The 24,879-nt window shown below is 40.3% G+C and carries 25 protein-coding genes; 16 read left to right on the top strand and 9 right to left on the bottom strand.

The window, feature by feature from the left end; genetic code table 11:
* Positions 1-80: 80 nt before the first annotated feature.
* Complete coding sequence (locus tag AYJ08_RS12965) at positions 81-551, top strand: GNAT family N-acetyltransferase (RefSeq protein WP_064018076.1); 471 nt, start codon at positions 81-83, stop codon at positions 549-551.
* 107 nt (positions 552-658) lie between these two features.
* Here AYJ08_RS12965 and AYJ08_RS12960 read toward each other — a convergent pair whose 3' ends face one another.
* The gene (locus tag AYJ08_RS12960) at positions 659-1,909 is read right to left on the bottom strand and encodes an S-layer homology domain-containing protein (RefSeq protein WP_064018075.1); all 1,251 of its coding nucleotides are present in this window, start codon (positions 1,907-1,909) and stop codon (positions 659-661) included.
* Positions 1,910-2,245: 336 nt separating this feature from the next.
* Here AYJ08_RS12960 and AYJ08_RS12955 point away from each other — a divergent pair, with 336 nt between their 5' ends.
* From AYJ08_RS12955 to AYJ08_RS12920, 8 genes are all read left to right on the top strand, one after another.
* Positions 2,246-4,372 (top strand): AMP-binding protein, encoded by a 2,127-nt coding sequence (locus AYJ08_RS12955; RefSeq protein ID WP_064018074.1) that lies wholly within the window; start codon positions 2,246-2,248, stop codon positions 4,370-4,372.
* Between the two features lie 19 nt (positions 4,373-4,391).
* Complete coding sequence (gene lplT, locus AYJ08_RS12950; RefSeq protein ID WP_031413788.1) at positions 4,392-5,594, top strand: lysophospholipid transporter LplT; 1,203 nt, start codon at positions 4,392-4,394, stop codon at positions 5,592-5,594.
* Positions 5,595-5,703: 109 nt separating this feature from the next.
* Entirely contained in the window at positions 5,704-8,517 is a 2,814-nt protein-coding gene (locus AYJ08_RS12945; protein WP_064018073.1) for a sigma-54-dependent transcriptional regulator, read from the top strand.
* 186 nt (positions 8,518-8,703) lie between these two features.
* Positions 8,704-9,006: a PTS sugar transporter subunit IIB gene (locus AYJ08_RS12940; protein ID WP_064018072.1), complete on the top strand. Its 303-nt coding sequence runs from the start codon at positions 8,704-8,706 to the stop codon at positions 9,004-9,006.
* Between the two features lie 15 nt (positions 9,007-9,021).
* On the top strand, positions 9,022-10,371 hold the full coding sequence (gene celB / locus AYJ08_RS12935) for a PTS cellobiose transporter subunit IIC (RefSeq protein ID WP_064018071.1): 1,350 nt from the start codon (positions 9,022-9,024) through the stop codon (positions 10,369-10,371).
* A gap of 19 nt (positions 10,372-10,390) precedes the next feature.
* Positions 10,391-11,164, top strand: coding sequence for a chitin disaccharide deacetylase (gene chbG / locus AYJ08_RS12930; RefSeq protein WP_064018070.1), 774 nt, complete (start codon positions 10,391-10,393; stop codon positions 11,162-11,164).
* Positions 11,165-11,188: 24 nt separating this feature from the next.
* Positions 11,189-11,524: a PTS sugar transporter subunit IIA gene (locus tag AYJ08_RS12925; protein ID WP_031413794.1), complete on the top strand. Its 336-nt coding sequence runs from the start codon at positions 11,189-11,191 to the stop codon at positions 11,522-11,524.
* Positions 11,511-12,866 carry a 6-phospho-beta-glucosidase gene (locus AYJ08_RS12920; RefSeq protein WP_064018069.1) on the top strand — a complete coding sequence of 452 codons (1,356 nt, stop codon included), beginning with the start codon at positions 11,511-11,513 and terminating at the stop codon, positions 12,864-12,866. Before AYJ08_RS12925 ends, AYJ08_RS12920 begins: the two co-directional genes overlap by 14 nt.
* 131 nt (positions 12,867-12,997) lie before the next feature.
* Here the strand turns inward: AYJ08_RS12920 and AYJ08_RS12915 are convergent, their stop codons facing one another.
* The 3 genes from AYJ08_RS12915 to AYJ08_RS12905 are packed head-to-tail and all read right to left on the bottom strand — an operon-like array spanning position 12,998 to position 14,282.
* A complete protein-coding gene (locus AYJ08_RS12915; protein ID WP_064018068.1) occupies positions 12,998-13,312 on the bottom strand; it encodes a DMT family transporter in 315 nt (104 codons plus the stop codon).
* A 3-nt stretch (positions 13,313-13,315) separates the two neighbouring features.
* Positions 13,316-13,672 (bottom strand): DMT family transporter, encoded by a 357-nt coding sequence (locus tag AYJ08_RS12910; protein WP_197490658.1) that lies wholly within the window; start codon positions 13,670-13,672, stop codon positions 13,316-13,318.
* 7 nt (positions 13,673-13,679) lie between these two features.
* Complete coding sequence (locus tag AYJ08_RS12905) at positions 13,680-14,282, bottom strand: TetR/AcrR family transcriptional regulator (protein ID WP_064018066.1); 603 nt, start codon at positions 14,280-14,282, stop codon at positions 13,680-13,682.
* Positions 14,283-14,543: 261 nt separating this feature from the next.
* Between AYJ08_RS12905 and AYJ08_RS12900 the strand changes: the two genes are divergently transcribed.
* Positions 14,544-15,185, top strand: a complete 642-nt coding sequence (locus AYJ08_RS12900; protein WP_064018087.1) for an FMN-dependent NADH-azoreductase — start codon at positions 14,544-14,546, stop codon at positions 15,183-15,185.
* Between the two features lie 122 nt (positions 15,186-15,307).
* On the opposite strand, the gene AYJ08_RS12895 is transcribed toward AYJ08_RS12900, so the two are convergent.
* From AYJ08_RS12895 to AYJ08_RS12880, 4 genes are all read right to left on the bottom strand, one after another.
* The gene (locus tag AYJ08_RS12895; protein WP_064018065.1) at positions 15,308-16,453 is read right to left on the bottom strand and encodes a Ger(x)C family spore germination protein; all 1,146 of its coding nucleotides are present in this window, start codon (positions 16,451-16,453) and stop codon (positions 15,308-15,310) included.
* Positions 16,434-17,558: a GerAB/ArcD/ProY family transporter gene (locus AYJ08_RS12890; protein ID WP_064018064.1), complete on the bottom strand. Its 1,125-nt coding sequence runs from the start codon at positions 17,556-17,558 to the stop codon at positions 16,434-16,436. The genes AYJ08_RS12895 and AYJ08_RS12890 overlap by 20 nt, the downstream gene beginning before the upstream one ends.
* Before the next feature lie 23 nt (positions 17,559-17,581).
* A complete protein-coding gene (locus AYJ08_RS12885; protein WP_064018063.1) occupies positions 17,582-19,090 on the bottom strand; it encodes a spore germination protein in 1,509 nt (502 codons plus the stop codon).
* Positions 19,091-19,172: 82 nt separating this feature from the next.
* Positions 19,173-20,381 carry an NAD(P)/FAD-dependent oxidoreductase gene (locus AYJ08_RS12880; RefSeq protein ID WP_064018062.1) on the bottom strand — a complete coding sequence of 403 codons (1,209 nt, stop codon included), beginning with the start codon at positions 20,379-20,381 and terminating at the stop codon, positions 19,173-19,175.
* Between the two features lie 609 nt (positions 20,382-20,990).
* Between AYJ08_RS12880 and AYJ08_RS12875 the strand changes: the two genes are divergently transcribed.
* The 5 genes from AYJ08_RS12875 to AYJ08_RS24005 all read left to right on the top strand — a co-directional run bounded on the left by AYJ08_RS12875 (position 20,991) and on the right by AYJ08_RS24005 (position 23,016).
* A complete protein-coding gene (locus AYJ08_RS12875) occupies positions 20,991-21,662 on the top strand; it encodes a hypothetical protein (RefSeq protein WP_064018061.1) in 672 nt (223 codons plus the stop codon).
* Entirely contained in the window at positions 21,655-22,176 is a 522-nt protein-coding gene (locus AYJ08_RS12870) for an accessory gene regulator B family protein (protein WP_064018060.1), read from the top strand. The genes AYJ08_RS12875 and AYJ08_RS12870 overlap by 8 nt, the downstream gene beginning before the upstream one ends.
* A complete protein-coding gene (locus tag AYJ08_RS24760) occupies positions 22,173-22,307 on the top strand; it encodes a hypothetical protein (protein WP_255365465.1) in 135 nt (44 codons plus the stop codon). Before AYJ08_RS12870 ends, AYJ08_RS24760 begins: the two co-directional genes overlap by 4 nt.
* On the top strand, positions 22,304-22,678 hold the full coding sequence (locus tag AYJ08_RS12865; protein WP_064018059.1) for a LytTR family transcriptional regulator DNA-binding domain-containing protein: 375 nt from the start codon (positions 22,304-22,306) through the stop codon (positions 22,676-22,678). Before AYJ08_RS24760 ends, AYJ08_RS12865 begins: the two co-directional genes overlap by 4 nt.
* Before the next feature lie 170 nt (positions 22,679-22,848).
* On the top strand, positions 22,849-23,016 hold the full coding sequence (locus AYJ08_RS24005) for a hypothetical protein (RefSeq protein WP_022584449.1): 168 nt from the start codon (positions 22,849-22,851) through the stop codon (positions 23,014-23,016).
* Here the strand turns inward: AYJ08_RS24005 and AYJ08_RS12860 are convergent.
* Positions 23,013-23,402, bottom strand: coding sequence for a helix-turn-helix domain-containing protein (locus tag AYJ08_RS12860; protein WP_064018058.1), 390 nt, complete (start codon positions 23,400-23,402; stop codon positions 23,013-23,015). The two genes, AYJ08_RS24005 and AYJ08_RS12860, sit on opposite strands and share 4 nt — an antisense overlap.
* A 505-nt stretch (positions 23,403-23,907) precedes the next feature.
* Between AYJ08_RS12860 and AYJ08_RS12855 the strand changes: the two genes are divergently transcribed.
* Positions 23,908-24,723 carry a (2Fe-2S)-binding protein gene (locus tag AYJ08_RS12855; RefSeq protein WP_064018057.1) on the top strand — a complete coding sequence of 272 codons (816 nt, stop codon included), beginning with the start codon at positions 23,908-23,910 and terminating at the stop codon, positions 24,721-24,723.
* Positions 24,724-24,879: the final 156 nt, after the last annotated feature.

Here is a 24,879-nt window from a genome sequence, read left to right as displayed (position 1 = left end):
GAAAAGATGGATTTTTCGGTGTGATTTGTTTAATATATGAGGAGAAAGTCAAGAAGTCCATGTAAGAGAGGAAGAGCGATTTGTCAGAGGAGGTAACTGTAGTCCTTGTACCCATGGAAGAGCGGGATAAGGGTGAATATGATCGATTGCTGTTAGAGGCTGATGAATCAGAAGAGATGATTGCACGCTATAAGCATCGTGGAGATATGTACGCTGCTTATACGGAGGAGCGTTTGCTTGGTATCGCCATTTTGCTTCCGTGTACCGAGGAAATGGTCGAAATTAAAAATATTGCGGTATGTAGAGGAGAGCAGGGAAAGGGCTACGGCAAACAATTCATTTCGTGTTTGGAAGAGAAGGCTAAAGAAGCCAACTATAAGGTGATGGTTGTAGGAACAGCGAATTCTAGCTTGGATCATCTAGCGTTTTATCAAAAGGTAGGGTTTCGAATTACAGGAATCAAAGTTGATTTCTTTTTGCAATACCCCTATCCAATTTGGGAAAATGGAATTCGTGCTTTAGATATGGTGATTTTAAAAAAAAATCTGTAAAACAGCAAAACAAAAGCTGGCTTCCTAGAACATTTCGCTTAAAGGTACCAAACAATAAAAAATTGTACCTTTATCATATAACGAAATGTTCAGGAGACCAGCTTTTTTTATTTTTTCGTAGCGGTAAATGTGAAATTGTCAAACCAGGTAGTCTTTGATGGAATTTGCTTAAAAGCATCCTTACTCATATATAATCCTATTTCGGAATGATCCCATTTCACATTTTGGAGCGTATAGATGTTGGTGCCGTTTAGGTAAACGGATAATGTATCATCGTTAGCTTTTATTTTTAGGCTATTGTTTGTTGTTAGCTTGGTGGCAATGCTTGCGATAGCTTTTGTCTCTTTCTTTTCAGGATCAGGAAGGTGGCGAATCTGTAGAGAATCCTTTGTTAGATAAACGATATCAGCTTCTCCATCGTTACCATTAATAAATATACCGGCTTCCGCATCGGTTTTGACAGGAATAATATCTACTGATATTTCCCATTCTGTATCATCCCTATTTACCTTATCTTTTAGGGGCAGGAGGTAATGCTTTAGAGCTCTGTCATTGCTATAAGCTGTTACACGTTTATCGTAAACCACCCACGATCCAGTTCCTCGTGCACTGTTCCATTTTTTCAATTGATTATCCGAAAAATCATCAACCACTTCTCTTGTTTTTTGATCAGGCTTTGGTTGCGGGACGGGAGAAGCAGGATCAGTTGGGAAAACCACTTTTTGCTCATCTAGTTTAGCACGATACAATAGAGAGGCGGCTTCCGCGCGCGTAATGGCATCTTGTGGTCGGAAGGTACCATCGTTGAAGCCTTTAATCAGATCATTATCTAAGGCGATTGCGATAAAGGTGCGAAGATTGTAGGAAATTCTTTCTTTATCTCTGAATTGATTTAATAAAGATACTTTTGCTGATTTTGATTGATCATAGCCTAGCAGGCGCACCAAAGCTACGGCAATGTCTTCACGTACGGCATTCTGATCAGGCTTGTAGCTGTAGGTTGAGCCTGACTTGTAGCCAGTCAGGTAAGGCTTTGCATACTCGACATACGTAAATGCCCAGTGGCTGCGCGGTACATCTTTAAAGGTCTGAGAAATCCCCCATTTATCCCCCAATTGGACTCCTGCTGCTGCAATCATAATTTTAGCAAACTCGGCACGGGTAACTTTTGAGTTTGGACGAAACGAACCGTCACTGTAACCATCAATAATTCCCTTGGTGGCCATGTCAGTGATTGCCTCATAAGCCCAATGATCTCGCGAGACATCCCAGAAATTTGTGTTTTTAGCTTGTGCTAGCAGGGGCATCATGGAAAACAGCAATAGGAACGACAGCAATAAAGCAGATATCTTTTTCATGGTTTCCTCCTCATGTTCTTTTTCACAAATATGTGATGTTTTGTCAAAATCCTTGACGCGGAAAACGACGAGTTAGTTTCGTGTTTTATCAGAAAAAATAAAAAATAGGGCTGATTGAGTAGGGCTAATCTCCTGAGGGGGTATTATTAACTGGCTAAATAGACTTGTTTTGAGCAACGGGAAGCAGAATATGCTAAGAAAAAAGATAGAAAAAGCAAAACCTACATAAGATGTATGGTTGGGATTAGAGAGAGGAAAGTATATATTAGTTGACAAGTCTGTTATGATTTTTTGAGAATACAAGTTAAAGAGATAAAGGGAGAAAGGTGGAATGGTGTGGGTATTGTAGATAGTTTGTTAAAAACGGTGGTTAATACGAGTTATCGAGTTGAGATTGAGGGACTCTCAAAACTCGATTTTTCCAAGCCGGTTATTTTAGCGCCAAATCACGTTTCAATTTTAGATGCCGTATTACTGGCCTGCAATCTTCCGAAAGAAGTATGCTATGTGGTGAATACGGATATTGCCAAAAAATATGCCAGCTTTTTATCACAACGAAAATTTATAACGGTTGATCCTTTTAATTCTTATTCCATCCGCAAAATAGTGCGTGAGGTTAAGGCTGGAGTACCTTTGGTGTTGTTTCCTGAAGGTAGAATTACAACGACTGGCGGAATCATGAAAATATATAGTGGGCTCGGTTATATTGCTCTTCGCACAGGGGCCACTATTTATCCCGTTACATTGGTGGGTCCTGAACGAACACCATTTTCTTACATTACTGATAAGTGGAAAACGCATTTATTCCCCAAGGTGCGTATCCGTATTGGTGAGGCCTATACGATTCCAGCAAAAGAGGGAGTATCTAAACGAATTCAAAAGGAAAAGGCTGGAAGTAAAGTCTTGAGAACGATGCAAGCAGAATTATTTTATGCGAAAGAGAAGCATCATGTGCAATTATTTAATGAAATGCTAGATGCCTGTCGTCTTAATGGACCAAACCGGATGATTGGGGAAGAATTAATGCAGTCCATAACTTATAAAAAGCTGGTCATAAGCGCATACGCGTTAGGGAATAAATTACAGGCTCTTGTTCACCAAGAGCAACGCATCGGCACATTATTACCTACATCACTTGGGCATACCGCAGCTTTATTTTCGTTATTTTATTTAGACAAAACGGTCGCTCTCCTCAACTTTAGTATGGGGGTTCAGACGGTATTGGATGCTTGTGAAACAGCGAGTATTTCCACCATTTTAACCTCCAGAGAGTTTATTCAGAAGGCTAATTTACAGGCGATGGCTGATGCGCTTGCCAAACATATTCGGGTTATTTACCTAGAAGACGTAAAAGCATCGATTAGCACAACTGATAAAGGAAAAGCGATGTTTGCTTATTTGGGCAAACAGCGTGCTTTAAAGGTGAATCCATTCCAGGAAAGTGAACTTATTTTATTTACATCGGGAAGCGAGAGCAAACCAAAAGGAGTGGTGCTTACACACAGTAATATCTATAACAATATTCAGCAGGTCTTGGCCATGATGGATATGACATCGAAAGACAAGTTTTTAAATACCTTACCCATGTTTCACAGCTTTGGGTTAACAGTAGGTACGATTTTACCGATTGTGACAGGAATCCCTGTGTTTTTTTACCCCTCGCCGCTTCATTACAAGGTGATTCCTGAGATAGCTTATGATCGCAATTGTACCGTGTTATTTGGAACCTCTACATTCCTTGCAGGATATGCTCGGACTGCCAAACCATACGATTTTTACGCTATGCGTCATGTAGTGGCGGGAGCAGAAAAATTAAAGGATGAGGTTCGGCAGCTTTGGATGGATAAATTCGGCATTAGGGTAATGGAGGGATATGGTACTACAGAGGCTTCTCCAATCCTGTCACTGAACACTCCGCTCCAGCATAAAAAGGGAACAGTCGGTCAATTTTTGCCAGGTATTCGTTATGAATTAGAGAAGATTGAAGGCATAGCTGAAGGCGGCAACCTTTGGGTGGATGGAGCAAATGTCATGAAGGGCTATTTATTTCATGGAAAAGGCTTCGAGCCAAGAGAAGGGTGCTACGATTGTGGAGATATCGTAACAGTGGATGACGAAGGGTATATTTCCATTGTAGCTCGGAAAAAACGTTTTGCAAAAATTGCAGGTGAAATGGTCTCACTAAATTTAGTTGAGCAACTGGTTACGGAGGTAGTGCAAGATACGAGGCTCGCTGCTGTTACCACAGGTGATCCGCGAAAAGGAGAGCGCATTTATCTATTTACCTCTATTCCCATTACAATGCGTGAGATTAAGGAATACGTGCTAGCTAAAGGCTTCTCAGCACTATTGGTTCCTTCTAAAATTGTGGAGATCGAGGAACTCCCTTTATTAGGAAGCGGTAAGGTGGACTATGTAACATTAAAACAATGGGCGGAACAAGAGACCCCATCTAATCGATAGGGAGAGGAGAGCGGCATTCGTGAAAAATAAAGCCTTGAAGTATTTATATATCACTCAGTTTTTATCTGCGTTTGCTGATAACATGGCATTATTTGTGATTGCCAATCTGTTAAGACAAAATGGCTTTTCTCCTGTCGCGCTTGCCTTAGTTTCCATGGCATTTTTCGTGCCGTTTATTGTAATGGCACCTGTGGTGGGGCCCATAGCAGATAAGTATTCGAAAACAGCAGTTTTACTTGTAGGTAATTTTTTGAAGCTGCTAGGCATCGTATTATTAATGTCGGTAGACCACCAAAGCATTATAGCGTTGATGGCTAGTTACTTTACTGTAGGAATAGGAGCGGTTGTCTACTCACCTGCCAAGTACGGCATATTAGTAGAGCTTACTGAAAATGAAATGGAGTTATTTGAAGCTAATTCGCGGATTGAGGCCTATACGATACTGGCCATTTTGCTAGGAATCGGAGGAGGAGGGGCAATTGCGGCCGTTACTAGTGTCATGGTTTCTTCGAGCATCTGCTTGCTTCTCTTTGCGGCTTCGATTGCGATGACCTTTTACATACCAATGCAGCGAGGCAATCGCCATATTAAAATCAGGAAAGAAATCCGCTTATTTTTTGAAAATTTTCGATTGCTGTACCATCATCCGACTACACACTACGCACTGATAGGAACAGGAGCATTCTGGATGAGTTCGGCGGTGCTCCGGATTGCTGTGCTTGCTTGGATTCCGCTTGCCTTGGGTTTTGCAGAGAATGACTTTCGTGTATCACTTATACTCGCGACTACCTCCATTGGCATTATTGGAGGAGCCTTCTTTGCTCCGAAGGTGATTCCTTTATCTAGATTTACGAAAGCCATTCTCTATGGATTTCTTATGACTGGCTGTATTATGCTGTTTCCTTGGATACATTCAACATTCATTGCTATCCTGATGTTGCTTGCTGTTGGCTTTATGGGCGGGGTATTTATCGTTCCGATGAACACTGTCATTCAGGAGCAAGGACTTCAAATCATCGGATCAGGTAAAACGATTGCGGTCCAAAATTTTGTAGAGAATAGCTTAATGCTAGGTGGAACGGTTATTTACTATGCCGTATCCTATATGGGTGGCTCTGTTTCCTTTGCTATTTTATTTCAGGGTATTCTTCTTGTCGTCTTTCTTGGTTATCTAGTAATCAAAATTCCAGAGGTAGATCGAGCTCGAACCAAGCGAATCTAACTTTCACAAAAATGATGCATGGATGAATGAATATAAATATGAGATGATGGATCATGAAAGAGTTTTCATAGTGAAGGCTGTCAGTTAAAAATCGGCACAAGGTGATGAAATGAAACGCATAGAGCTGATTATGCAACAGATTGTATCCAGATCGCGTGAAGGACAAGCAAGCAGTGCCCAAGAGCTGGCTGAGCTTCTCTCGTTAAGTCGAGCCAATGTCAGCTCTGATTTAAACCAGCTTTGGAGAGAAGGTCGTATAGAGAAAAGTACAACTAGGCCTGTACGCTTCTCCTTGCCTGGGACTCAACCTAAAGCTCTGATGAATGCAGGTTTGTCTGAACAAAGGAAAACGGAAGGGAAGCAGACTTGGGAACGTAAGAGAGCGGGTTCTTTTCCGCCGGAGCTTAAGAGGAATATACATCATAGCGAAAATCAGCTACAAGCTAGTGTAATGGACCAGTTGGCTAGAGATTGCCAGAGCTTAACAGCACTTATTGAACAAGCTAAGGCTGCGTTGCTCTATCCGCCCCATGGCATGCATACGCTACTTTTTGGTGAAACGGGTGTTGGGAAAACCATGTTTGCTGGGCTTATGTACGAATATGCTTTGGAAAAAGGAATCTTAGCAGCTACTGCTCCGTTTATCACATTTAACTGTGCAGACTATGCTCACAATGCTCAATTATTGGTAGGTCAATTATTTGGTGTGAAAAAGGGTGCCTATACTGGCGCTGATCATGATCGACCAGGATTGATGGAAGCTGCTGACACCGGCATTCTGTTCTTAGATGAGGTTCACCGCTTACCGTCTGAAGGGCAGGAAATGTTATTTACTTTCATCGATAAAGGCTTCTTCAGACGTGTAGGTGAAACAGATGGAGTGCGTCAGGCAAATGTAAGATTAATTGCGGCGACAACAGAGAATCCTACCTCTGCATTGCTCGCGACTTTTACCAGACGAATTCCTATGATGATTTCTCTGCCTTCCTTAAAAGAAAGAGGACTCGAGGAGCGGCTACAGCTAATCAAACAATTTTTTCAAGAAGAGTCTTATCGTTTAGGGAAGGATATTCATGTCTCAGGTAATTCTATCCGTGCTCTTCTCCTGTACGACTGTCCAAACAACATTGGTCAATTGAAAACGGATATTCGCCTATCCTGCGCAAAGGCATATGCCGATTTTATTTCTTTGCGGAAAACAGAAATGCAAATTACTACCGCTGATCTTCCCCCTCATGTAAAAGAGGGCGTGCTGCATGTGGAGCAGAATAGACAAAATATCGAGAAGCTTATTGGGGAAAAGAAGTATTTTTTGTTTCATCCAGATCAAGAACCATATATTTTAGAAGATTCATCGGTAATGGATAATAATATCTACGAACGAATGGAACAAAAGATTGTACAGCTACGAGCTGCGGGAGTATCTGATACAGACCTGTACACAGTCTTGACTAGTGAGATTGAAAAGTATTTCACTAATTATCTGACTAATGTACGAAAAAGCTTCAATCAGGAAGATGTCTTGAAAATTGTTCACCCCGATATTGTCAATCTGGTCGAAGATATCGTCAAGTATGCCCAGACCATTTTGAATAGAGCATTAACACGCAATGTTCTATTGGGAATGTCCTTGCATATTCAGACACTCATTGATCGGATTGGAAGGGGAAAAACAATCTCGAATCCGCAATTGAATCAAATTAGCAAGCTACATAAAGCTGAGTTCATGGTAGCTCTTGAATGTGTGAGTAAGATAGAAGAGGCTTTTGATCTCGACATACCGCTAGATGAGGCAGGTTTTCTCTGCATGTTCTTTGTACTTGACGAAGCACAGCCTGAGGAGATTAAAAATTATGTGGGTATTCTCGTTATAATGCACGGTAATTCCAGTGCGACCTCCATGGTAGAGGTGACAAATCGCCTTTTAGGAACGAATCATGCTGTTCCATTAGATATGCCCTTAGAAAAGCCTCCCCATGAATTATTGGAAAAAGCCAAAGAAATTGCCAAAACGATTGGGAATGAAGAGGGACTGCTGTTTTTAGTAGATATGGGCTCTTTGCTTACCTTTGGAGAAATCGTCCAAAAAGAATTGGGAATACCGGTAAAAGTGATCCCTTTGGTTAGTACCACGCATGTTTTAGAAGCCACCCGCAAAGCGATATCCGGCTCTACATTAGACGAGATTTATCAAAGCGTGTTAGCGGTATCAAGTCATGAAATACAAGAACAGTCTGTTAAACGGGAACGTAATAAGCTACCAAAGCAGGTGATCGTAACGGCGTGCTTGACAGGTGAAGGAAGCGCACTTGTGATTAAAAATCTATTGAAAAATTATCTTCGCTTTCATAACGAATCATTACAAATTATACCGATTACCTGTGTGGATCAAAACAAAGCGAAACAGGAGCTGGAGGCACTAAAGACAAAACGCCAGATTTTGTGTATTGTCAGCAATTTTCGATTGGATATAGATGCACCTCAATACAATATTGAGCAGGTCTTAAGCTTACAGGCTATTCCTGAAATTCAGCAAATTATCAACCAGGAAGAAATTTATATAAAAATGGGTGAAACACTAGAAGCTCATTTAAAATATCTCTCAGGCGAACAAGTCCTAGCGGATGTGCGTGCTACCATTAAACGCTTGGAGCGAAAACTACAGCAGAAGCTATATCAGGACGAATTGATGGGGATTACATTGCATATGTGCTGTATGATTGATCGGTTGAAAGGCGGAGGAGAAGTAGCAGAATTTAAAGAAAAGGAAGCGTACAAAGAGCATTTTAAGGAGATGCTTACTGTTATACAAGGACAAATGCAGCCTATTGAGCTGACGTATGGAATCATGGTGGAAGAAAATGAAATTTGTTATCTCGCGAAATTTTTCCTTATGAGTGAAGCAAATCAGTCTCACGTATAAGTAAACACTCACTGTACTTAGAACGAAACACTATAGATTAGTGTTTCGTTTTTCTTATGGACAAGCGAAACACTAAAGGGAGAATGAAAGGATGACAGCCTACATATACATAATTAGTGTTTTGGCATCATATTTGCAATATAAATAAAATGTAAGCACTTACATGATCAGAGGGGGTATATAAAGATGAATATCGTACTATGTTGTTCAGCAGGAATGTCAACTAGCCTACTTGTAACTCGAATGGAGGAGGCAGCAAAGGAGCTAGGAATCGAGGCAAAGATATGGGCTATATCCGCAGATGATATGCGTGATAACTGGGATAAAGCAGAGGTTGTGCTACTCGGACCGCAAATCCGTTATAAATTAGCAGAATTTAAAAAGGAAGGCGAAGCGAGAAATATACCCGTTGATGTCATAAACCCTGTTGACTATGGAATGGTCAATGGCCAAAAGGTACTAGAAGCTGCCTTACACATGAAGAAATAGATAGGAGTGGTATCAATGGACAGACTCGTTCAATTATTCGAGAGAGCGCTGATGCCCATTGCAGGGAAAGTCGCTGGGCAGAAGCACTTACAAGCCATTCGTGACGGTATCGTTTTAACAACTCCCCTGCTAATTGTCGGGTCCTTATGTTTGGTTATTGGGTTTATTCCAATCGAGGGTTATGATGACTTTATGAAGGGGATTTTTGGAGAGCTATGGCGTACAAAGCTCTTATATCCGGTAGGCGTTACCTTTGACATTATGGCACTCATTGCTAGTTTTGGTGTAGCGTATCGGTTAGCGGAAAAGTATAAGGTGGACCCTTTATCGGCAGCTTCCATATCTGTTGCCTCCTTTTTGCTAGTAACGCCATACAACACGATGTTTACCCCGGCTGGCACAGAAACAGCCATACAGGTTAGCGGTGTCATACCGGTAACGTTAATGGGAAGTCAAGGCTTGTTTGTTGCCATGATTATGGCTCTTTTATCCACAGAAATTTTCCGTATTGTTATACAAAAGGACATTGTTTTAAAAATGCCGCCAGGTGTACCACCAGCGGTTGCGAAATCCTTCGTTGCACTGATTCCAGCCTTTATTGTACTTGGAACCTGCTGGATTATTCGTTTGATTATGGAAGCTACTACTTTTGAAAGCGTACACAATGTTGTTAAAACACTGTTAGGAGTTCCTCTACAAGCACTGGGTTCCAGCTTCGCAGGTGCTTTAATCGCTGTTATTCTTATTCACCTTTTATGGGCTTGCGGTTTGCATGGAGCCAATTTGGTTGGCAGTGTAATGAGCCCTATCTGGTTAACGCTGATGGATGCAAACCGCGCTGTTTACATGAGCAATCCTAATGCAGAATTACCGAATGTTATCACTACTCAATTCTTTGATTTATGGCTCTATATTGGCGGATCAGGTACAACGCTTGCAATGGTTGTTGCCATGGCCTTTCTGGCAAGGAGCCAGCAGATGAAAAGCTTAGGAAGACTATCTCTTGCACCAGGGTTATTTAACATTAACGAACCGGTGATCTTCGGGGTACCGATCGTCATGAACCCGCTCTTAATCATTCCATTTATCATAACGCCCGTTGTTCTTTTATGCATCTCTTATTTTGCAATGTCTACGGGACTTGTAGCGAGACCAAGCGGTATATCCGTGCCATGGACCACTCCATTGTTAGTTAGTGGTTATCTAGCGACTGGCGCTAAAGCATCCGGGTTAGTCCTACAATTAATCAATTTTATAGTCGCTTTTGCGATTTACTATCCATTCATACGTCTGTGGGATCGTCAAAAATGCAAGGAAGAGCAGGAGGCAACAAAAAATCAAGCTGTCAACACATTACAAGCATAAGAACAATTGTGTTAGATAGATGCACGGGACGGGAGGAATCGTTACGAAACTGATTATAAACGCCGATGATTTTGGTTACTCAAGAGGAGTCAACTATGGAATTATTACTTCTCATGCATGCGGGGTTGTTACATCGACCACGATGATGATGAATATGCCCGAGGTAGATCATGCCTTTTTACTGGCCAAACAGCATTCAACGTTAGGAGTAGGAATTCATTTTGTTTTGACCTGTGGCAAACCACTTGGTGACGACGTACCTTCCTTAGTAAATGAATCAGGTCATTTTCACGCACTGCGGGATGTATTTCATCACATAAATACAGAAGATGTAGAGAAAGAATTTACACGTCAAGTAGAAGCATTTCTCTCATACGGAAAGAAACCAACCCATATTGATAGTCATCATCATGTACATGCGCATGAAAAAATATTGCCTATTGTGTTGAAATTGGCGGAGCGGTATCATCTGCCGCTTCGTCTGCTCCACACACATGATGAGACAAATCGGTTGCCAGCAGGCATAAGAAGCACTGCTGCTTTCGATCAGAGTTTTTATGGAGATCAGCTTTCTCTTGAGTCCCTGGAACAAATTCTCGATAAGCATGCTGGAGTTGAATCACTGGAGATTATGACACATCCAGCTTTTATCGACCAACCACTTTACCAAGGGAGCAGCTATGCGCTTCAGCGTATGAACGAATTGGCGATTTTGACTGACCCGCATGTTAAAAAACGGTTGAACTGTCGGGATATACAATTGATTACATTTGAACAACTAGGCAGACAGTGAGTGCATGGGATAGGAGGCAACCATATGGAAAATACAGATGTAGCATTTCACATAATATTACATGGTGGCAACGCAAAAAGCTTCGCCATGGAGGCAATTGCGGCGGCAAAGCGAGGAGAAATAGAGGAAGCACGCAAGCTAATGGACGAAGCGACTGCAGAGCTACGTGAAGCGCACCATATTCAAACTTCTTTAATTCAGGAAGAAGCGGGCGGGAACAAGACAGAGGTAACCCTATTAATGATCCACGCGCAGGATCATTTAATGAATGCAATCACAGTGAAAGACTTAGCAAACGAGTTCATTGACCTTTATGCAAAAATAAACATCGAAGGGGGACTTACAGTTGAGCGGAATTAAAATCGTAACCATTGGCGGTGGTTCCAGCTACACACCAGAGTTAGTTGAAGGCTTTATCAAGCGGTATGAGAAATTACCTGTGCGTGAGCTTTGGCTGGTCGATATTTTAGAAGGCAAAGAAAAGTTAGAAATCGTAGGCAATTTAGCAAAACGCATGGTGGAGAAGGCTGGTGTTCCCATGCAAATTCATTTGTCATTGGATCGCAGAGAAGCCCTGTCAGGAGCAGATTTTGTTACGACTCAATTACGTGTAGGTCTACTAAAGGCTCGTGGATTAGACGAAAGTATACCATTAAAGCATGGATGCATTGGTCAGGAAACAAACGGTGCAGGTGGTCTGTTTAAGGCATTGCGCACAATCCCAGTAATTTTAGACATTAGCAGGGATATGGAAGAACTATGTCCAGAAGCATGGCTGATTAATTTTACCAATCCAGCAGGAATGGTGACCGAGGCGGTTCTGCGTCACAGCAATATTAAAAAAGTCGTAGGTCTTTGCAATGTTCCAGTAGGTATGAAAATGGCTGTCGCCAAGATGCTAGATGTAGATAGTAGTCGCGTGCATATTGATTTTGCAGGGTTAAATCATATGGTTTTCGGTACGAACGTCTATCTGGATGGCAAGAAGGTAACCCAGCAAGTAATTGACAAGCTAACAAGTGATGAGGAAACCGGTCCTTCCGTGAAAAATATTGTAGATATGGGATGGGAAAAAGAATTCATCCGGGCGCTAGGCTTATTGCCATGTCCCTATCATCGCTATTATTATCAGACTGGACCGATGCTTGAACATGAAAGAGAAGCGGCGAAAAAAGAAGGAACGAGAGCTGAGGTAGTTCAGAAGGTAGAAGCGGAACTGTTTGAGCTGTATAAAGACCCTGAGTTGGCCATCAAGCCACCGCAGCTTGAGAAACGAGGCGGCGCATACTATAGTGATGCGGCATGTAATCTTATTTACTCGATTTATAATGATGTGCGGGATATTCAACCGGTTAATGTTCGTAACAACGGTGCAATTGCAGGGATTTCCCCAGATTCGGCTGTCGAGGTGAACTGCGTTATCACAAAAGAAGGACCTGTGCCAATCTCGGTGGGAGAGTTGCCAATCGCCGTAAACGGTTTAGTTCAACAAATTAAATCCTTTGAACGCGAGACGATCGAAGCAGCAGTGACAGGCGATTATCATAAAGCATTGCTAGCGATGAGCATTAATCCGTTAATTCCATCAGACTCCATCGCTAAAACGATTTTAGATGAAATGCTGGAAGCACATAAGCCCTATCTGCCTCAGTTTTTCAAAGAGGAGACAAGTAAAGTGACCGCAGAGGTTGGGAACGCTTAGATGAAACAAAAAGAAACCAGATAGTCGTTATTTCACCTACACAAAAAAGCACAGAGGTGTCATTGCGAAATGATGTATATTCTCGCAACTCAATCTTCTGTGCTTTTCCGCTCGTTTTTGCTGTGCAGTACCTATGCGATTATTTTCAAGCCAATAGCAGCGGATACAATCATCATAATAAATAAAATCCGCCTCCATTCTTTCGGTTCCTTATAAACAAGCATACCCAGTAAGGCGCTCCCAACTGTACCGATGCCAGTCCAGATTGCGTAAGCTGTACCCATGGAGATACTTTGCATGGACAGGTTCAAAAAGGTAAAACTAAGAGCGAATCCCCCCATTAAAATCAGATAAGAGGCGAAGCTCTGCTTCAATGAGACCTTTTTTAAGCCAAGCACGCCAACAATTTCAAAGCATCCTGCAAAAAATAAGAAAACCCAGCCCATGCTTTAGCTCGCTCCTTTCATCTTTGTTTCATTCGTATTGGAATCATCAGACGTAATTAATTTCAGTCCGATAACACCAATCAGCAATAAAGCAACAAGGCTTATTTTCGCTAAATGGAACGGTTCACCAAATAACAACATTTCTGTCAAAACAGTACCTGTAGTACCGATTCCTGTAAAGACCGCATAGACCGTGCCAATAGGAAGAGATGTCGTTGCACGGATAAGCACGATAAAACTAAGAGCAATCGTGATTATGGTTCCAGCCCATTCATACCAGGTAGAGGAGTGTTTAACCCCCGAGACCCAAATAATTTCTAATAAGCCTGCGATAAGGACGTATGTCCAATTCCGGTTCATCATAGGTTTACTCCCAATCCCTTTCCATGTGTATTCGAAGGTGTATTCCCTTGGCAAAAATTTTCCATGAGGAAGACCAACGTTTATCATATCGATCTGATCCACCAAACAATAATTCCGCAAATAGCCCATCCATTAAACAAAGAAAGGCAATGACGGCATCTTGGGGATCATCCACCTGAATTTCTCTTAATTCTTTTGCACGCTTGAACAAAGGGACTAGCATAGCCTCCAGTTCGTCTAAAAATTGATTGGTCACATCACTAACCGGCTTGACCAAACTAGATGGGGGAAAGAAAGCCATCCGAAGCCAAAAGGTAAACGTGCTATCGTGAGTAAAATTTGTTTTGTAATGGTTTAACAATTCGGGTAACAAGGTAGCTAGGGGCTGATCCTGATTGATCATTAAAAATTGTTGCAACTTGGCCTTCTCAATCGTGAATACATCATGGATCAAGTGTAAAAAAAGATCTTCCTTTGCCTTAAAGTGGGCATAAATGGAAGGTTTTTTAATTCCAACCTCGTCTGCAATTTGAGCAAGCGACGTTCCCTCGTAGCCGTGTTGAGCAAAGCACTGCAAAGCAGCCTCTTTTATCTTGTTTGCAGTCATAAGACAAAACCTCCTACCTAACGTTCGTTAGGCAAAGCATCTCACAGGTCGTTCACTCTTGTCAAATGAAGAATACGATAAAGGATCTAAAAAAATACAGAAAAATATGGAAAGATACTTTCTAAATAAATGTGTTGACAAATTTTCTACCGAAAAGTACTATACTTATATAAGGTAAGTAAATAAATTTTAATGTATTACATGCCGCAGGCTCATCAAGCAAATAATAAGGTACATACATCAGAAGGGATGATTACAAAAATGGCAAAAGTATTGTATATTACAGCAAATCCGAACTCTGTAGAGGATTCCTTTGGACTAAGTGTGGGCGCAACTTTCTTAGATGCATACCGTCAAGCAAATCCTCAGGACGAGGTAGTACGCGTCGATCTATTCAAGGAAGATATTCCAATGATTGATGGGACTGTGTTAGATGCATGGAACAAATTGCGTCAAGGAACTGCGTTTGGTGATTTATCTCCAGAAGCTCAAGCTAAAGTTGGCCGCATGGGTGAAGTATTGGATCAGTTCTTAGAAGCAGATCGCTATGTATTCGTAACACCAATGTGGAACTTGAGCTTCCCTCCTGTAGTGAAAGCGTACATTGACAACGTATTAATCGCTGGAAAAACCTTCAAATATACAGAAGCTGGTCCAGCAGGCTTACTAAGCGGTAAAAAAGTTCTCCATATTCAAGCTCGCGGTGGTATGTACTCAGAGGGTCCTGCTGTTGACTTTGAATTTGGTGATAAATATTTAAAAGCAGTAATGAACTTCATCGGTATCACTGACTACGAAACATTGGCAGTAGAAGGCATGAACGCACTTCCTGCTGAGGCAGAAAATATCAAGGCAAAAGCAAAAGAGCGTGCTATTGAAATCGCGAAAACGTTTGCTAAATAAAAATAAACATACGATAAACGACCAGTTGATTAAGTCAGAGAATAGATAAAAACAAAATCCATTCAGCAAAAAAACGCCAGGCTTACATATAAGCTGTGGCGTTTTTCTTTTGTTCCCCCATACTAATCAATAATACCAGTGCGTGACAGGGTATTATGGACGATGATTGAAAATTCTGCTTTGGGATATAGCTCTCTCCAGTTATCCCGAGTTAAGTTACTGTTACGGACAGCACTACGATATTGCTCGCCAAAACCAATAGGATCTGTGTTTAGCTTTTGGGTTCGAGCAATTAGCTTGTTAATATTCTTTTTCATTTCCCGATTGAGAGATCGTTCAAGCTTTCTAATCACATCCTTTGTTCCTAGGCTAATTTCCTCGGAAATTTCATGTATTTGAGACACGGCATGTAAGGTTATTTGGAAAGTAGGGGGATTTTGACGTATCACTTTTATCTTCGCTTTACTTTCCAAATTACTGATTACTACATATACGGTATCCTTTTGAGAATACCTAGACTTTTTTGGGATAAGCTCCTCCAATTCTTCTCGTTTCAAAGCAATTTCATTTGTTCCCGCTTTGTACTTATCTCGAATCAATTTTAAATAAAAACTTTCCTGTGCATTAAAGTGACCTACCATCTTATCATCACAAAATAATGCGATATCAGACATGTGAACCTCGTTATTTTTGTAATGAAAGAGGGGCATTACAGGGTCTTTTCCTACTGAATAGAAATCATGTAAAAACTGGTGGAGTGTGGTTGAAATTAATTCCTCATGCCGTGAATTTTGTTGGATTTGTTCATATAAAAACGTCCCGATGTTACTGATTTCTGGAAAGCGATTTTTTAATAGGTCACTGCTATTATCCTGACTAACGGCTAAATACACGCCAGTACCAATCTCAGCATCACGAGCTAGTGTATCTATTAGGTTGATAATCCCGTGCTGAGCTAGTGGTGAGCCAAATAAGACAACACGTAGCTGACCGGATACGAGTCGGTTAGAAAATTCCTGATTTTGTTTGGTTCGGATACCTTTTAAGGTGTTGGCTGTATTGGTAAGCACCGCTACTTTATCTTTAGCATTGGGATCTATGCCGTATAGTGCAGCGGTCCCCATGATTCGATCATTAGGTAACAAATCTACTCCCATTGCCACAATTAATCCCATTTTTTCGAGCGGCCGTCCTGTTGCGCAACCGGCTGCTACCGCCATCATGGCCACGAAACAGACAAAAAGGGTTTTACGAATTGTTCGCTTCATGTTGATTCCCGCCTTTTTTTAACCATTTTTCACGAATGAAGACCCAGGTAAACAGGAATAGGGGATATGCGAAAGCAATAATTATTCCAATGGTAGCTATGATATTGCTGATCGATTCAATCTGGATTCGTGTCCTAAAAAGCAAGCAAAGGCTAAAGATAAGCACTAGACAAATCGAAAGTGACTGATTTTCTGTGAAGGTAAATACACATTTCATCCCCCGAATAGCTGCCCAAAAATACAGCATAATGTTTGGCAGGACAATCAATAGCCACAAACAAACAGCAATGTACTCAAAGCGTTCTAAAAAGGGAAGCTGAACTATTTTAAACATAGCGAAGGTCGCCCAGTTATTTCGCATTAGCTGAGGGCCTGAAAAAAAAGCGAGTGTCACTACCATCACTAATAAATACATACAGGTGATGGAAAGAGAAGCCCATTGGACATAACGGCTTACTTTTTTCTTTCCTTTGATAAAGGGATACATAAAGTATAGTAATTCAAAGCCTAACAAACTAAATGACATCGATTTGGTTCCAAGCAATATTTCGTTTAGGCTATGCTCCCCGATTGGAAGTAAATGATTCCAAAATAAATAAGGGGAGGCAAAAAAGACTAGTGGGATGAGCCAGAGTGTTAGAATGACGGCTAAATAAGCAAAACCGACTACCGTACGAATACCACCTGTCACACCATAGGCGACCAATAATAAGATGAGCAAACTTAAGACCCAATTGGGCATATCAAGAAAGATCCAGGTTTGGACCATGTCGATGTAATTCATGATAATGATGAAGGGGGCAAGGAGCAGGTAGCCAACATAGAGAGCATTTAGAAGCCTACCTATCCATCTGCCAAATACTGTGTAATGAATCAGAAACAGATCATAGTAATCAAATATGCGCAGTGTCTTTACCATGATCCATAAAATGAACGATAGCAGGCATCCAGCTAATATGACGGATATCCATGAATCATGACCTGCATGCTGATAGACATAGCGCTGAAAGCCTAGGATACCTATCCCGATCTGTACGCTATGCAGGGCGTAGATTAATAAAACAGTGTTAAACATGAAATAGGGTCGAGGTTTTTCTGGAGGCATAGTGAACCTTCCTTCCATCATCCTTACTTATCAAATTTGTTTTTATTTTTGTCTGCAGATGGATTAAATTTGTGAGAATCATTCCTTCGATTAAAATTAACTCTTTTAGCAAACCAGGAGAAAGGAAGACGAACTAGAGAGTTTCTCATACCTATAATACGGGGAGGGAAAACGGGATATAGATAGGGAGCTCCAAGACTACGTTGTTTTAGGAGATGCAATAACAGAAAACAGATACCAGCCATAATACCTATTCCTCCCCAAAGACCGGCCAAAATGATGATGGGAAAACGAATGAGACGAAGTGCATTTCCCATCATATAACTTGGAGTAGTAAAAGAGGCAATAGCTCCTAGCGCAACAATCATAATGAGAATGTTACTCGTAAATCCCGCCTGCACAGCAGCTTGTCCGATGACAATCCCGCCTACAATACTCATCGTTTGGCCGACTTTTGTTGGAAGTCTTGCCCCAGCTTCTTTTAATAATTCCAAAATCAATTCCAGCATCAGAGCTTCAAATATTGGTGGAAAGGGGACCTTGGAACGAGACTGGGCGATGGATACTAGGAGAGCTGCTGGAATAACGGCGTAATGAAAAGTGAGGGCAGCAACATAAGCAGGAGTGAAAAGAGTAGAGATCAGCAGGGAAAAAATCCGAAGAATCCGTATAAAGGAAGCCATATTCCATCGCAGATATTGATCTTCTGTGGAACGGAAAAAATCAAAAAAATTACAGGGTCCGATGATAACAAATGGACTGCCGCTAACTAACAGAACCAGTTTTCCTTCTAAGAGAGAAGATACAGTCCGATCAGGACGTTCTGTTAACAGCAATGGAGGAAAGACAGAATAAGAATTATCATCAATCAATTGAGCAAGGGTAGCACTGTCAATGATCGTGTCAACTTGTAAATCCTCTATACGTTGACGGACAGTATTCACATTCTGCTGCGAGCATAAATCTTTGAGGCGAAGGATATGCACCTGACAAGGAGAGCGTTCTCCAAGCATGAGTGTCTCCACTTGTAAATCCGGAGTCGGTAGCATATGGCGGAGTAAAGATAAATTTTTATCGCTATCTTCAATAAAACCTACTTGCGATCCAAAAATTTGGCCTTCCGTCTCTGCGCGTGACAGACTTCGAGATTCCGTTTTAGCTAAGCGGATTAATAGTCCACAAGCTTGGTCGTGAATATGAATGTATGTCCAGCCTTGGGTAAGGGATGAAGCAATCATTGATAGGTCTGAGTTAGGTTTCACAGCGGTTACGGGTAGGTGATCCATAAGCGTTTCTGCGTCCATTGTCTCATTGAGATGGGACTGCAGGATAGGCAAAATTTTTTTCTGCAAAAGATCAGTGTCCGTTATGCTAGGGAGATAAAACAGTGCTAGGAGTTCATTGTTTTGTGGAACATAACGGATCATTAAATCATCGCTTTTCAGCTTTGCCTTTATTTGTTTTTCTGCTTGGTAAACAGAAAGGGAGATGTGTTCTTTTTTGCCTAAGGAAGCAAAATATTGTTCAAACATAAGCGCCCCTCTCTCTAACAAATTTCCTACACTCATTGTGTGTAGCCTGTTGAGAAATATTCCTTTTGCAAAAAGGACTACATTACGTGCGGGCAAAATCTACTAAATGGGCGTCAGTATGAAATCCTTTAATAATAAGATCATGAATAATTTGTGCTCCAACCATGGTGGAGACTGTTCCGTTTCCGCCATAGCCAAGCAAAAAATAGCATTGAGGAAAATCAGGCTGTGTCCCGATTAAGGGTAGACCATCATGTGTTTCAGCAAAAGTTGCAGCCCAGGAGTATTCGATGTGCATATCAGGTATGCCGGGAAACAAGCTTTGAACCTGCTCAAGCAATAGCTTGGCTTTATGCTGTAAATGAGAATCACGTTCTTGCTCGTCAAAGCTATCAATATCTAAACCACCTGCTACAATTCGATTGTCCACAGTAGTACGCAGATAAAGATAGGGACGAGCTGTTTCCCAAATAAGTGAACGCTCATACCACCCCGTAAATGTTGGGAGAGGTTTAGTTACTAATGCATAAGAACTAGAGAGCATTACAGTTTTATTCCGTTTGATTTGTTGGGTTTCATATCCAGTAGCAAAGATAGCTTTTTTGCAGCGGATGCAGTTGCCTTCTGCTGTGTAAAAAACAAGGGTACTCCCTTCTAAGGCATGATGTATGATTTCAGTTTCAGCATAAATCGACATTCCTTTTTTATGAACATGCTGAAGAAGCGAGTGAACGAGCTTAAACGGATTAAATTCCCCATCGCCTTCCGAATACAGGGCAGCAGGTTTGCTAAAAGAGTAACGCTCTTTTATTTCATCGGATTGAAGGAGAGTTACAGGGAACCCGTATTTAGATAGCCAGTTATATTCGGTTTGCAGGCTCGGTACATCTTCTGGTTGCGAAGCGTAGTAAAGGCTTGACCTTTGTATGTAATCGGGTGATAGTTCTAGCTGTGTGGTGATATGCTGTAATTCCTCTACAGCTTGTTTACACATCCAATAGAAGCGTGCTCCTCTATCTTCGCCAAAGGTATTAATCATGGATGTCAGTGATTTATCATTGGCAAATTGCAAAAGACCTGTGTTAGCAGAGGAACTACCATGGGCTACCTGTCGTTTGTCTACCAATACGGTATCTACGCCACTATTTACTAAATAAAAACTACAGAGGGAACCAGCTTCTCCACCGCCAATAATGAGAACATCGCATTGAACGTCCTTCGTAAGCTTTGGATAACTAGAAGGAGATGGCAGTGTATTCACCCAAAATAATGAGCCCGTTTTTACATTCATAAGTACCTACCTTTGCATTAAGATAACTGTCATATTAGTATGTCCTATCAACTAACATTTATGGTGATTCATTCGTTGGTAAGATGTCATGTGGGCATTGCTTGTTGTTGGATTGGACAAAAGTAGTAACAGAGGGAGGACAAGGTTTAGCATTCAGATTTTAGGGCTTTTTTTATGTTATTTTTTACGTGTTTTTACAAGAAAATACTCGATTTGATAAGGATTCACATGCTTTTCATTGATATTTTATGAAAGTAGAGAATACGTAAAAAATCCATGCTATAATAGCGAGGTACAATAGAATGCGGCCACTTAAGAGATGATCAGCACACTCTCTTTTATCCCAATTGGGAAGGAGGTGAGTACATAAAGGTACTACACATTGGATATCAGGGTTTGTTCTTGATTTCCATGTTTGGCATGTTCTTTTTAGCCTTGATGGTTACTTACTTAAAAATAAAAAACCTCCCTTGAGCTGATTAGGCGAGGAGATCATTTTTCACCAAGAAGTTATGAGCGAGCTACACTCTCTAAGAGATAGTCTATTGTATGGTCGTGAGTACAAAAACACCTACATCGTTTTGATCTTGGCTAAATAGGGGATATAATATGAAAAGTTTTTTGTATTTATTGTTTGGATTTGTTGATTCATTTACCATTCTGTTCTTAACCTTCAAAGCATTTAGGCTACCAGTAACGATGTATTTGAGGGACTTCTCAATCATGGCTACAGCATTGTCTATAACATCGTTTGTAAACCGAGTTGTACTAGAAGTAGACCAGATTGATGTTGGGGCGCAATTTTTTCTGATTGTAGTGTTTTTCAGACTTTTGTTCAAAATAAGAGTATATGAATCAGCCTTGATTACCGCAATTGGTTATCTAAGTTATTTAGGAATTCAATTTGTGATTTATCCTGTTCTTCTATCCTTTGGATTGGTGACATTAAGTGATGGTAAAAGTCTTGTAGAGTGGGGAACTTTTTTGATTCAACTTATCACCGATGTGACCGTTTTATTGATAGGCTGGCTCATTGGTATGTTTAATTTTGGGTTTTCTTTCATTATGCAACCACCCCATGATTTATATCAAAAAGGAAAATTGGACGCATTAAAGATAAGAATCATTTGTGGGTTGGTGTTGGGGATATTGACTCTTTCATCAACTACATATTGGATTTTTATTTTTAAAGGTGACATATGGGTGTTAATCCTCCCTATTTTGGCCCCTCTATTACTTTTACTTCGTTGGTTATATAGGAGGGACAAAATTATTGATTGAAAAACTATCAGAAGTTATGTCTATTAAAATAAAAAACGCAAGTCCAGAGCGTACGAACAGTGTAGCAATATTATCCTACGCTCTTTCTATTTTACTTAACTTATTTTTCATCTGTTTCTTTTTGTTTCTTATTGGGTTTTGGACAAATAAGTTACTGGGGACCTTTATCGCGTTGATATCTTTTGTGATTCTACGCTTTTTTTCGGGGGGCTATCATCTAAAATCCTTAGATCAATGTTTTCTTGTTACAACAGCAATTATTGCGGTCATCCCGCATGTTCCTGTAAACAGTTTTTTTGTATATTTACTAACAGCTATCAGTGTCATTCTAGTATTTGGTTTTGCTCCTAATAGTACATATGAAAATCTGACCGTACCTCGAAAAGTGCTTCTGTTAAAATTAAGCTCTGTTTTAATTGTAAGCACGAATTTCGTTTTCGGTTCTCCCATAGTAGCATTATCATTCTTTGTACAATCGTTGCTATTAATTCCAAAGGGGGGTGAGTATCAATGAAAAAACTTATAGCAGAAATTACTTCGGTTATGCTTACCGCCGTGGCCAGAGCTTTTGCTGTTTCGTTCAAAGCTGGCATCGGTAGTCCAGTCGTGCCAGAAGAACTAAAAAAGCAAAGTGAAGCAAAATGAAACCTAGGCTAACAGGGATTAGAATCGAAAGAAAGTACGATGAGTCAGATTTTGTGGAATTTGGAGTAGAAGAGGTTAATTATGTAGATCTCTTTAGACCAAAAAAGAACTCAGATAGCATTTTACGCTTCCATACTAGCAAAGGTGTGTTTCTTGGAGTGACTACCTTAGAAGGGATTCGCGCTTCTTGGGGAAAATACGGCTTTGTTTCATTAGATGCTGTAAATGTTGTTAATCTCGAAAACATTACTTATGTAGTGGAGAATCCGTTGTTCATCAGAGCTTACTTCGACGATGGTTCTTATACAACAGTTTCTAGGTCTAAATATGAATTAGTAAAACATTTGAAAAGAAAGAATCATCCGGAATAAATGGATGATTCTTTCTTTTTTGGCATACTATTATACAGATGTTATGGATAAATGTAAAGAAAAATTGAAGGGGGTAGAACAGACAGGCTTTATCTTCATTTTTCGACAAAAAATTCTATAATTTAATGATAAATTTTTATATGCAAAGAATTTTAAAGTAGGTGAAAAAAATGGAGATAAAAGCGGTACAACTCACAGATTATACCAAAATGAAAGCCGTTGAATTAGCCGAACTCTACTTAATCGAAAATAAAGACTATAGTATAAATTCCATTATTTGCTTTATAGAGAAAATCATTGAAGATGCGAAAAAACGCCATAATCAGTTCGATTACTAATCAGGACGATTTTTGTTTTTTACGATTTCGACAGCGGCTTCAATCATTGTACCGATATTCATCTGAATGTCTTCAGGTAAAGACAAAAAATCATTAATCTTTTCCATTTGTTTTGGAGTTAATTTTTCTAATTTTTCCTTAGGCAGGTATGCATCCACTAAAGAGAGATCGTGATCAGATTGTTCGACTGTTCGACCGAGTAGATAATCTACAGTAACCAAATACAAATCTGCTAGCGTAATAAGAGTATCATTATCGGGTTGCGAGTGATCATTCTCATATTTGGAGATAGTGGAGTAGTCAAGTCCGAGCTTATTGGCCACTTGTTCCTGCGTTAATTTTGCTTTTTTTCTAGATTTTTGTAATCGTTGACCAAATGTCGACATATTCTCACCCCATTTTTTTCTAACAATTATACGATAGTTGAAGTATCTTCAAAAGAAATATGAAGAAAATTCAAGATATCTACATAAATGATTTGAACTTATTTCAAGTTTTTTCGTGTTTTTTGCAGAATATCAACCATGGATTTCTGTCAAAAGAAGCTAGTTACTACATACTTTTGTACATAAAAATATAATTTCCTTATAAGATAAAAAATAGATTTTGAGATTCCTTGAGTTGAACTACCTTCAAGTTTTGTCCTAAAAAATTAGGAAGCTAGATAAATTTTGAAAAAAATAAAAGCACACAGGAGAACAGAGGCTGATGAAGACTACATGGGAATGTCAAATAAAAAGTGGCTACAAAACGTCATGAGAGAACGTTTGGTAGCCTTTTTGAGTTGAATGCTTAAGCCCTGTGCTTTACAATTACAAATAATGAAAATCATTCTCGCACGTTAGAGCCGTTTTCTGCTACATAACGAAAAGTAAGAAAAGGAGAAATATAATGAAAAACGAATATATCCAACGACTTGATGAGCTGTTTAATATTCATTTGCTAGAACCTAATGGGGCTTTTTATTCAATGGCTGCCACTGACCTACTTCATGAGAGCAATATGCGAAATTTTATTGATCAATACGCTCTAGTGATCAAGGCATTAGATGATACGGCTACGGCTGCTTACCTTGCTAGCTGGTTTCTGGCGATGGCTACAGGACTTCAATACATGGTGTCGGTCCAAAATAAGGCGTTGGATTTCTCCTTAGAGAATGTAATTGTACATATGAGTCCAAAATCAGAGGGATCGTATACCCGAATCTCTTTTCAACTACGCTCCTGGACAGAAACAAAAGCACCAGTGAGTGATGAGAAGAGACAGGGGTGGAGAACGGATGTTCTTTCCAGACTGTATGGTGAAACATTGCGTCCTCTCTTGGAATGCATATCTGCTGTTACTGGATTTAACGTAGGCCAAATGTGGGGACAACTGCCAACGAAATTCCATCATTTTATAACAAATCTTTTGGAACAAACAACAAGCTTCGAAGAGAAGCAGCGTGTGATTGATGACTTTCATTTTTTACAGCATGAGTTAAGTCCAAGTGTTTTTGGACGTAGCAAGAATCCGTTTGATGTGAAGGTGCGATTAATCGAACATATAGAGGATCCAACAAAGCAAATGAGAATGAAAAATGTTTGCTGTAGATATTTTAGAACCGAGGGTGCCCAGTATTGCTATACCTGTCCTCTCATGAAAGAAGAGGATAGGGCGGCTAGAAGAACGAAACATCGGGCTGAAATCATCCAAGCAAATGCATAATAGCGAAGTACATGCTTCGATTGGACATTCTCCCCAAAAAAGCATTAGTTTAAAAACAAGTCTGAACAGGCATGATATTGTCCATGTCAGGTAAAACCATCGTTTGCTTGTATAACGTAAGAGCTTTTCTTGAATCAACCAAGAAAGGCTCTTTTT

It is taken from the genome of Brevibacillus sp. SKDU10, assembly GCF_001645205.1.
Classification (GTDB): Bacteria; Bacillota; Bacilli; order Brevibacillales; family Brevibacillaceae; genus Brevibacillus_B; species Brevibacillus_B halotolerans.
This window is presented reverse-complemented; position numbering and strand designations above follow the sequence as displayed.

Bases quoted from the DNA above. Each gene is read 5' to 3' on its own strand.
- AYJ08_RS12960 (WP_064018075.1), bottom strand. From the start codon at position 1,909: ATGAAAAAGATATCTGCTTTATTGCTGTCGTTCCTATTGCTGTTTTCC.
- AYJ08_RS12945 (WP_064018073.1), top strand. From the start codon at position 5,704: ATGAAACGCATAGAGCTGATTATGCAACAGATTGTATCCAGATCGCGT.
- AYJ08_RS12940 (WP_064018072.1), top strand. From the start codon at position 8,704: ATGAATATCGTACTATGTTGTTCAGCAGGAATGTCAACTAGCCTACTT.
- celB (WP_064018071.1), top strand. From the start codon at position 9,022: ATGGACAGACTCGTTCAATTATTCGAGAGAGCGCTGATGCCCATTGCA.
- chbG (WP_064018070.1), top strand. From the start codon at position 10,391: ATGCACGGGACGGGAGGAATCGTTACGAAACTGATTATAAACGCCGAT.
- AYJ08_RS12925 (WP_031413794.1), top strand. From the start codon at position 11,189: ATGGAAAATACAGATGTAGCATTTCACATAATATTACATGGTGGCAAC.
- AYJ08_RS12915 (WP_064018068.1), bottom strand. From the start codon at position 13,312: ATGGGCTGGGTTTTCTTATTTTTTGCAGGATGCTTTGAAATTGTTGGC.
- AYJ08_RS12910 (WP_197490658.1), bottom strand. From the start codon at position 13,672: ATGAACCGGAATTGGACATACGTCCTTATCGCAGGCTTATTAGAAATT.
- AYJ08_RS12905 (WP_064018066.1), bottom strand. From the start codon at position 14,282: ATGACTGCAAACAAGATAAAAGAGGCTGCTTTGCAGTGCTTTGCTCAA.
- AYJ08_RS12900 (WP_064018087.1), top strand. From the start codon at position 14,544: ATGGCAAAAGTATTGTATATTACAGCAAATCCGAACTCTGTAGAGGAT.
- AYJ08_RS12895 (WP_064018065.1), bottom strand. From the start codon at position 16,453: ATGAAGCGAACAATTCGTAAAACCCTTTTTGTCTGTTTCGTGGCCATG.
- AYJ08_RS12890 (WP_064018064.1), bottom strand. From the start codon at position 17,558: ATGCCTCCAGAAAAACCTCGACCCTATTTCATGTTTAACACTGTTTTA.
- AYJ08_RS12885 (WP_064018063.1), bottom strand. From the start codon at position 19,090: ATGTTTGAACAATATTTTGCTTCCTTAGGCAAAAAAGAACACATCTCC.
- AYJ08_RS12880 (WP_064018062.1), bottom strand. From the start codon at position 20,381: ATGAATGTAAAAACGGGCTCATTATTTTGGGTGAATACACTGCCATCT.
- AYJ08_RS12875 (WP_064018061.1), top strand. From the start codon at position 20,991: ATGAAAAGTTTTTTGTATTTATTGTTTGGATTTGTTGATTCATTTACC.
- AYJ08_RS24760 (WP_255365465.1), top strand. From the start codon at position 22,173: ATGAAAAAACTTATAGCAGAAATTACTTCGGTTATGCTTACCGCCGTG.
- AYJ08_RS12865 (WP_064018059.1), top strand. From the start codon at position 22,304: ATGAAACCTAGGCTAACAGGGATTAGAATCGAAAGAAAGTACGATGAG.
- AYJ08_RS24005 (WP_022584449.1), top strand. From the start codon at position 22,849: ATGGAGATAAAAGCGGTACAACTCACAGATTATACCAAAATGAAAGCC.
- AYJ08_RS12860 (WP_064018058.1), bottom strand. From the start codon at position 23,402: ATGTCGACATTTGGTCAACGATTACAAAAATCTAGAAAAAAAGCAAAA.
- AYJ08_RS12855 (WP_064018057.1), top strand. From the start codon at position 23,908: ATGAAAAACGAATATATCCAACGACTTGATGAGCTGTTTAATATTCAT.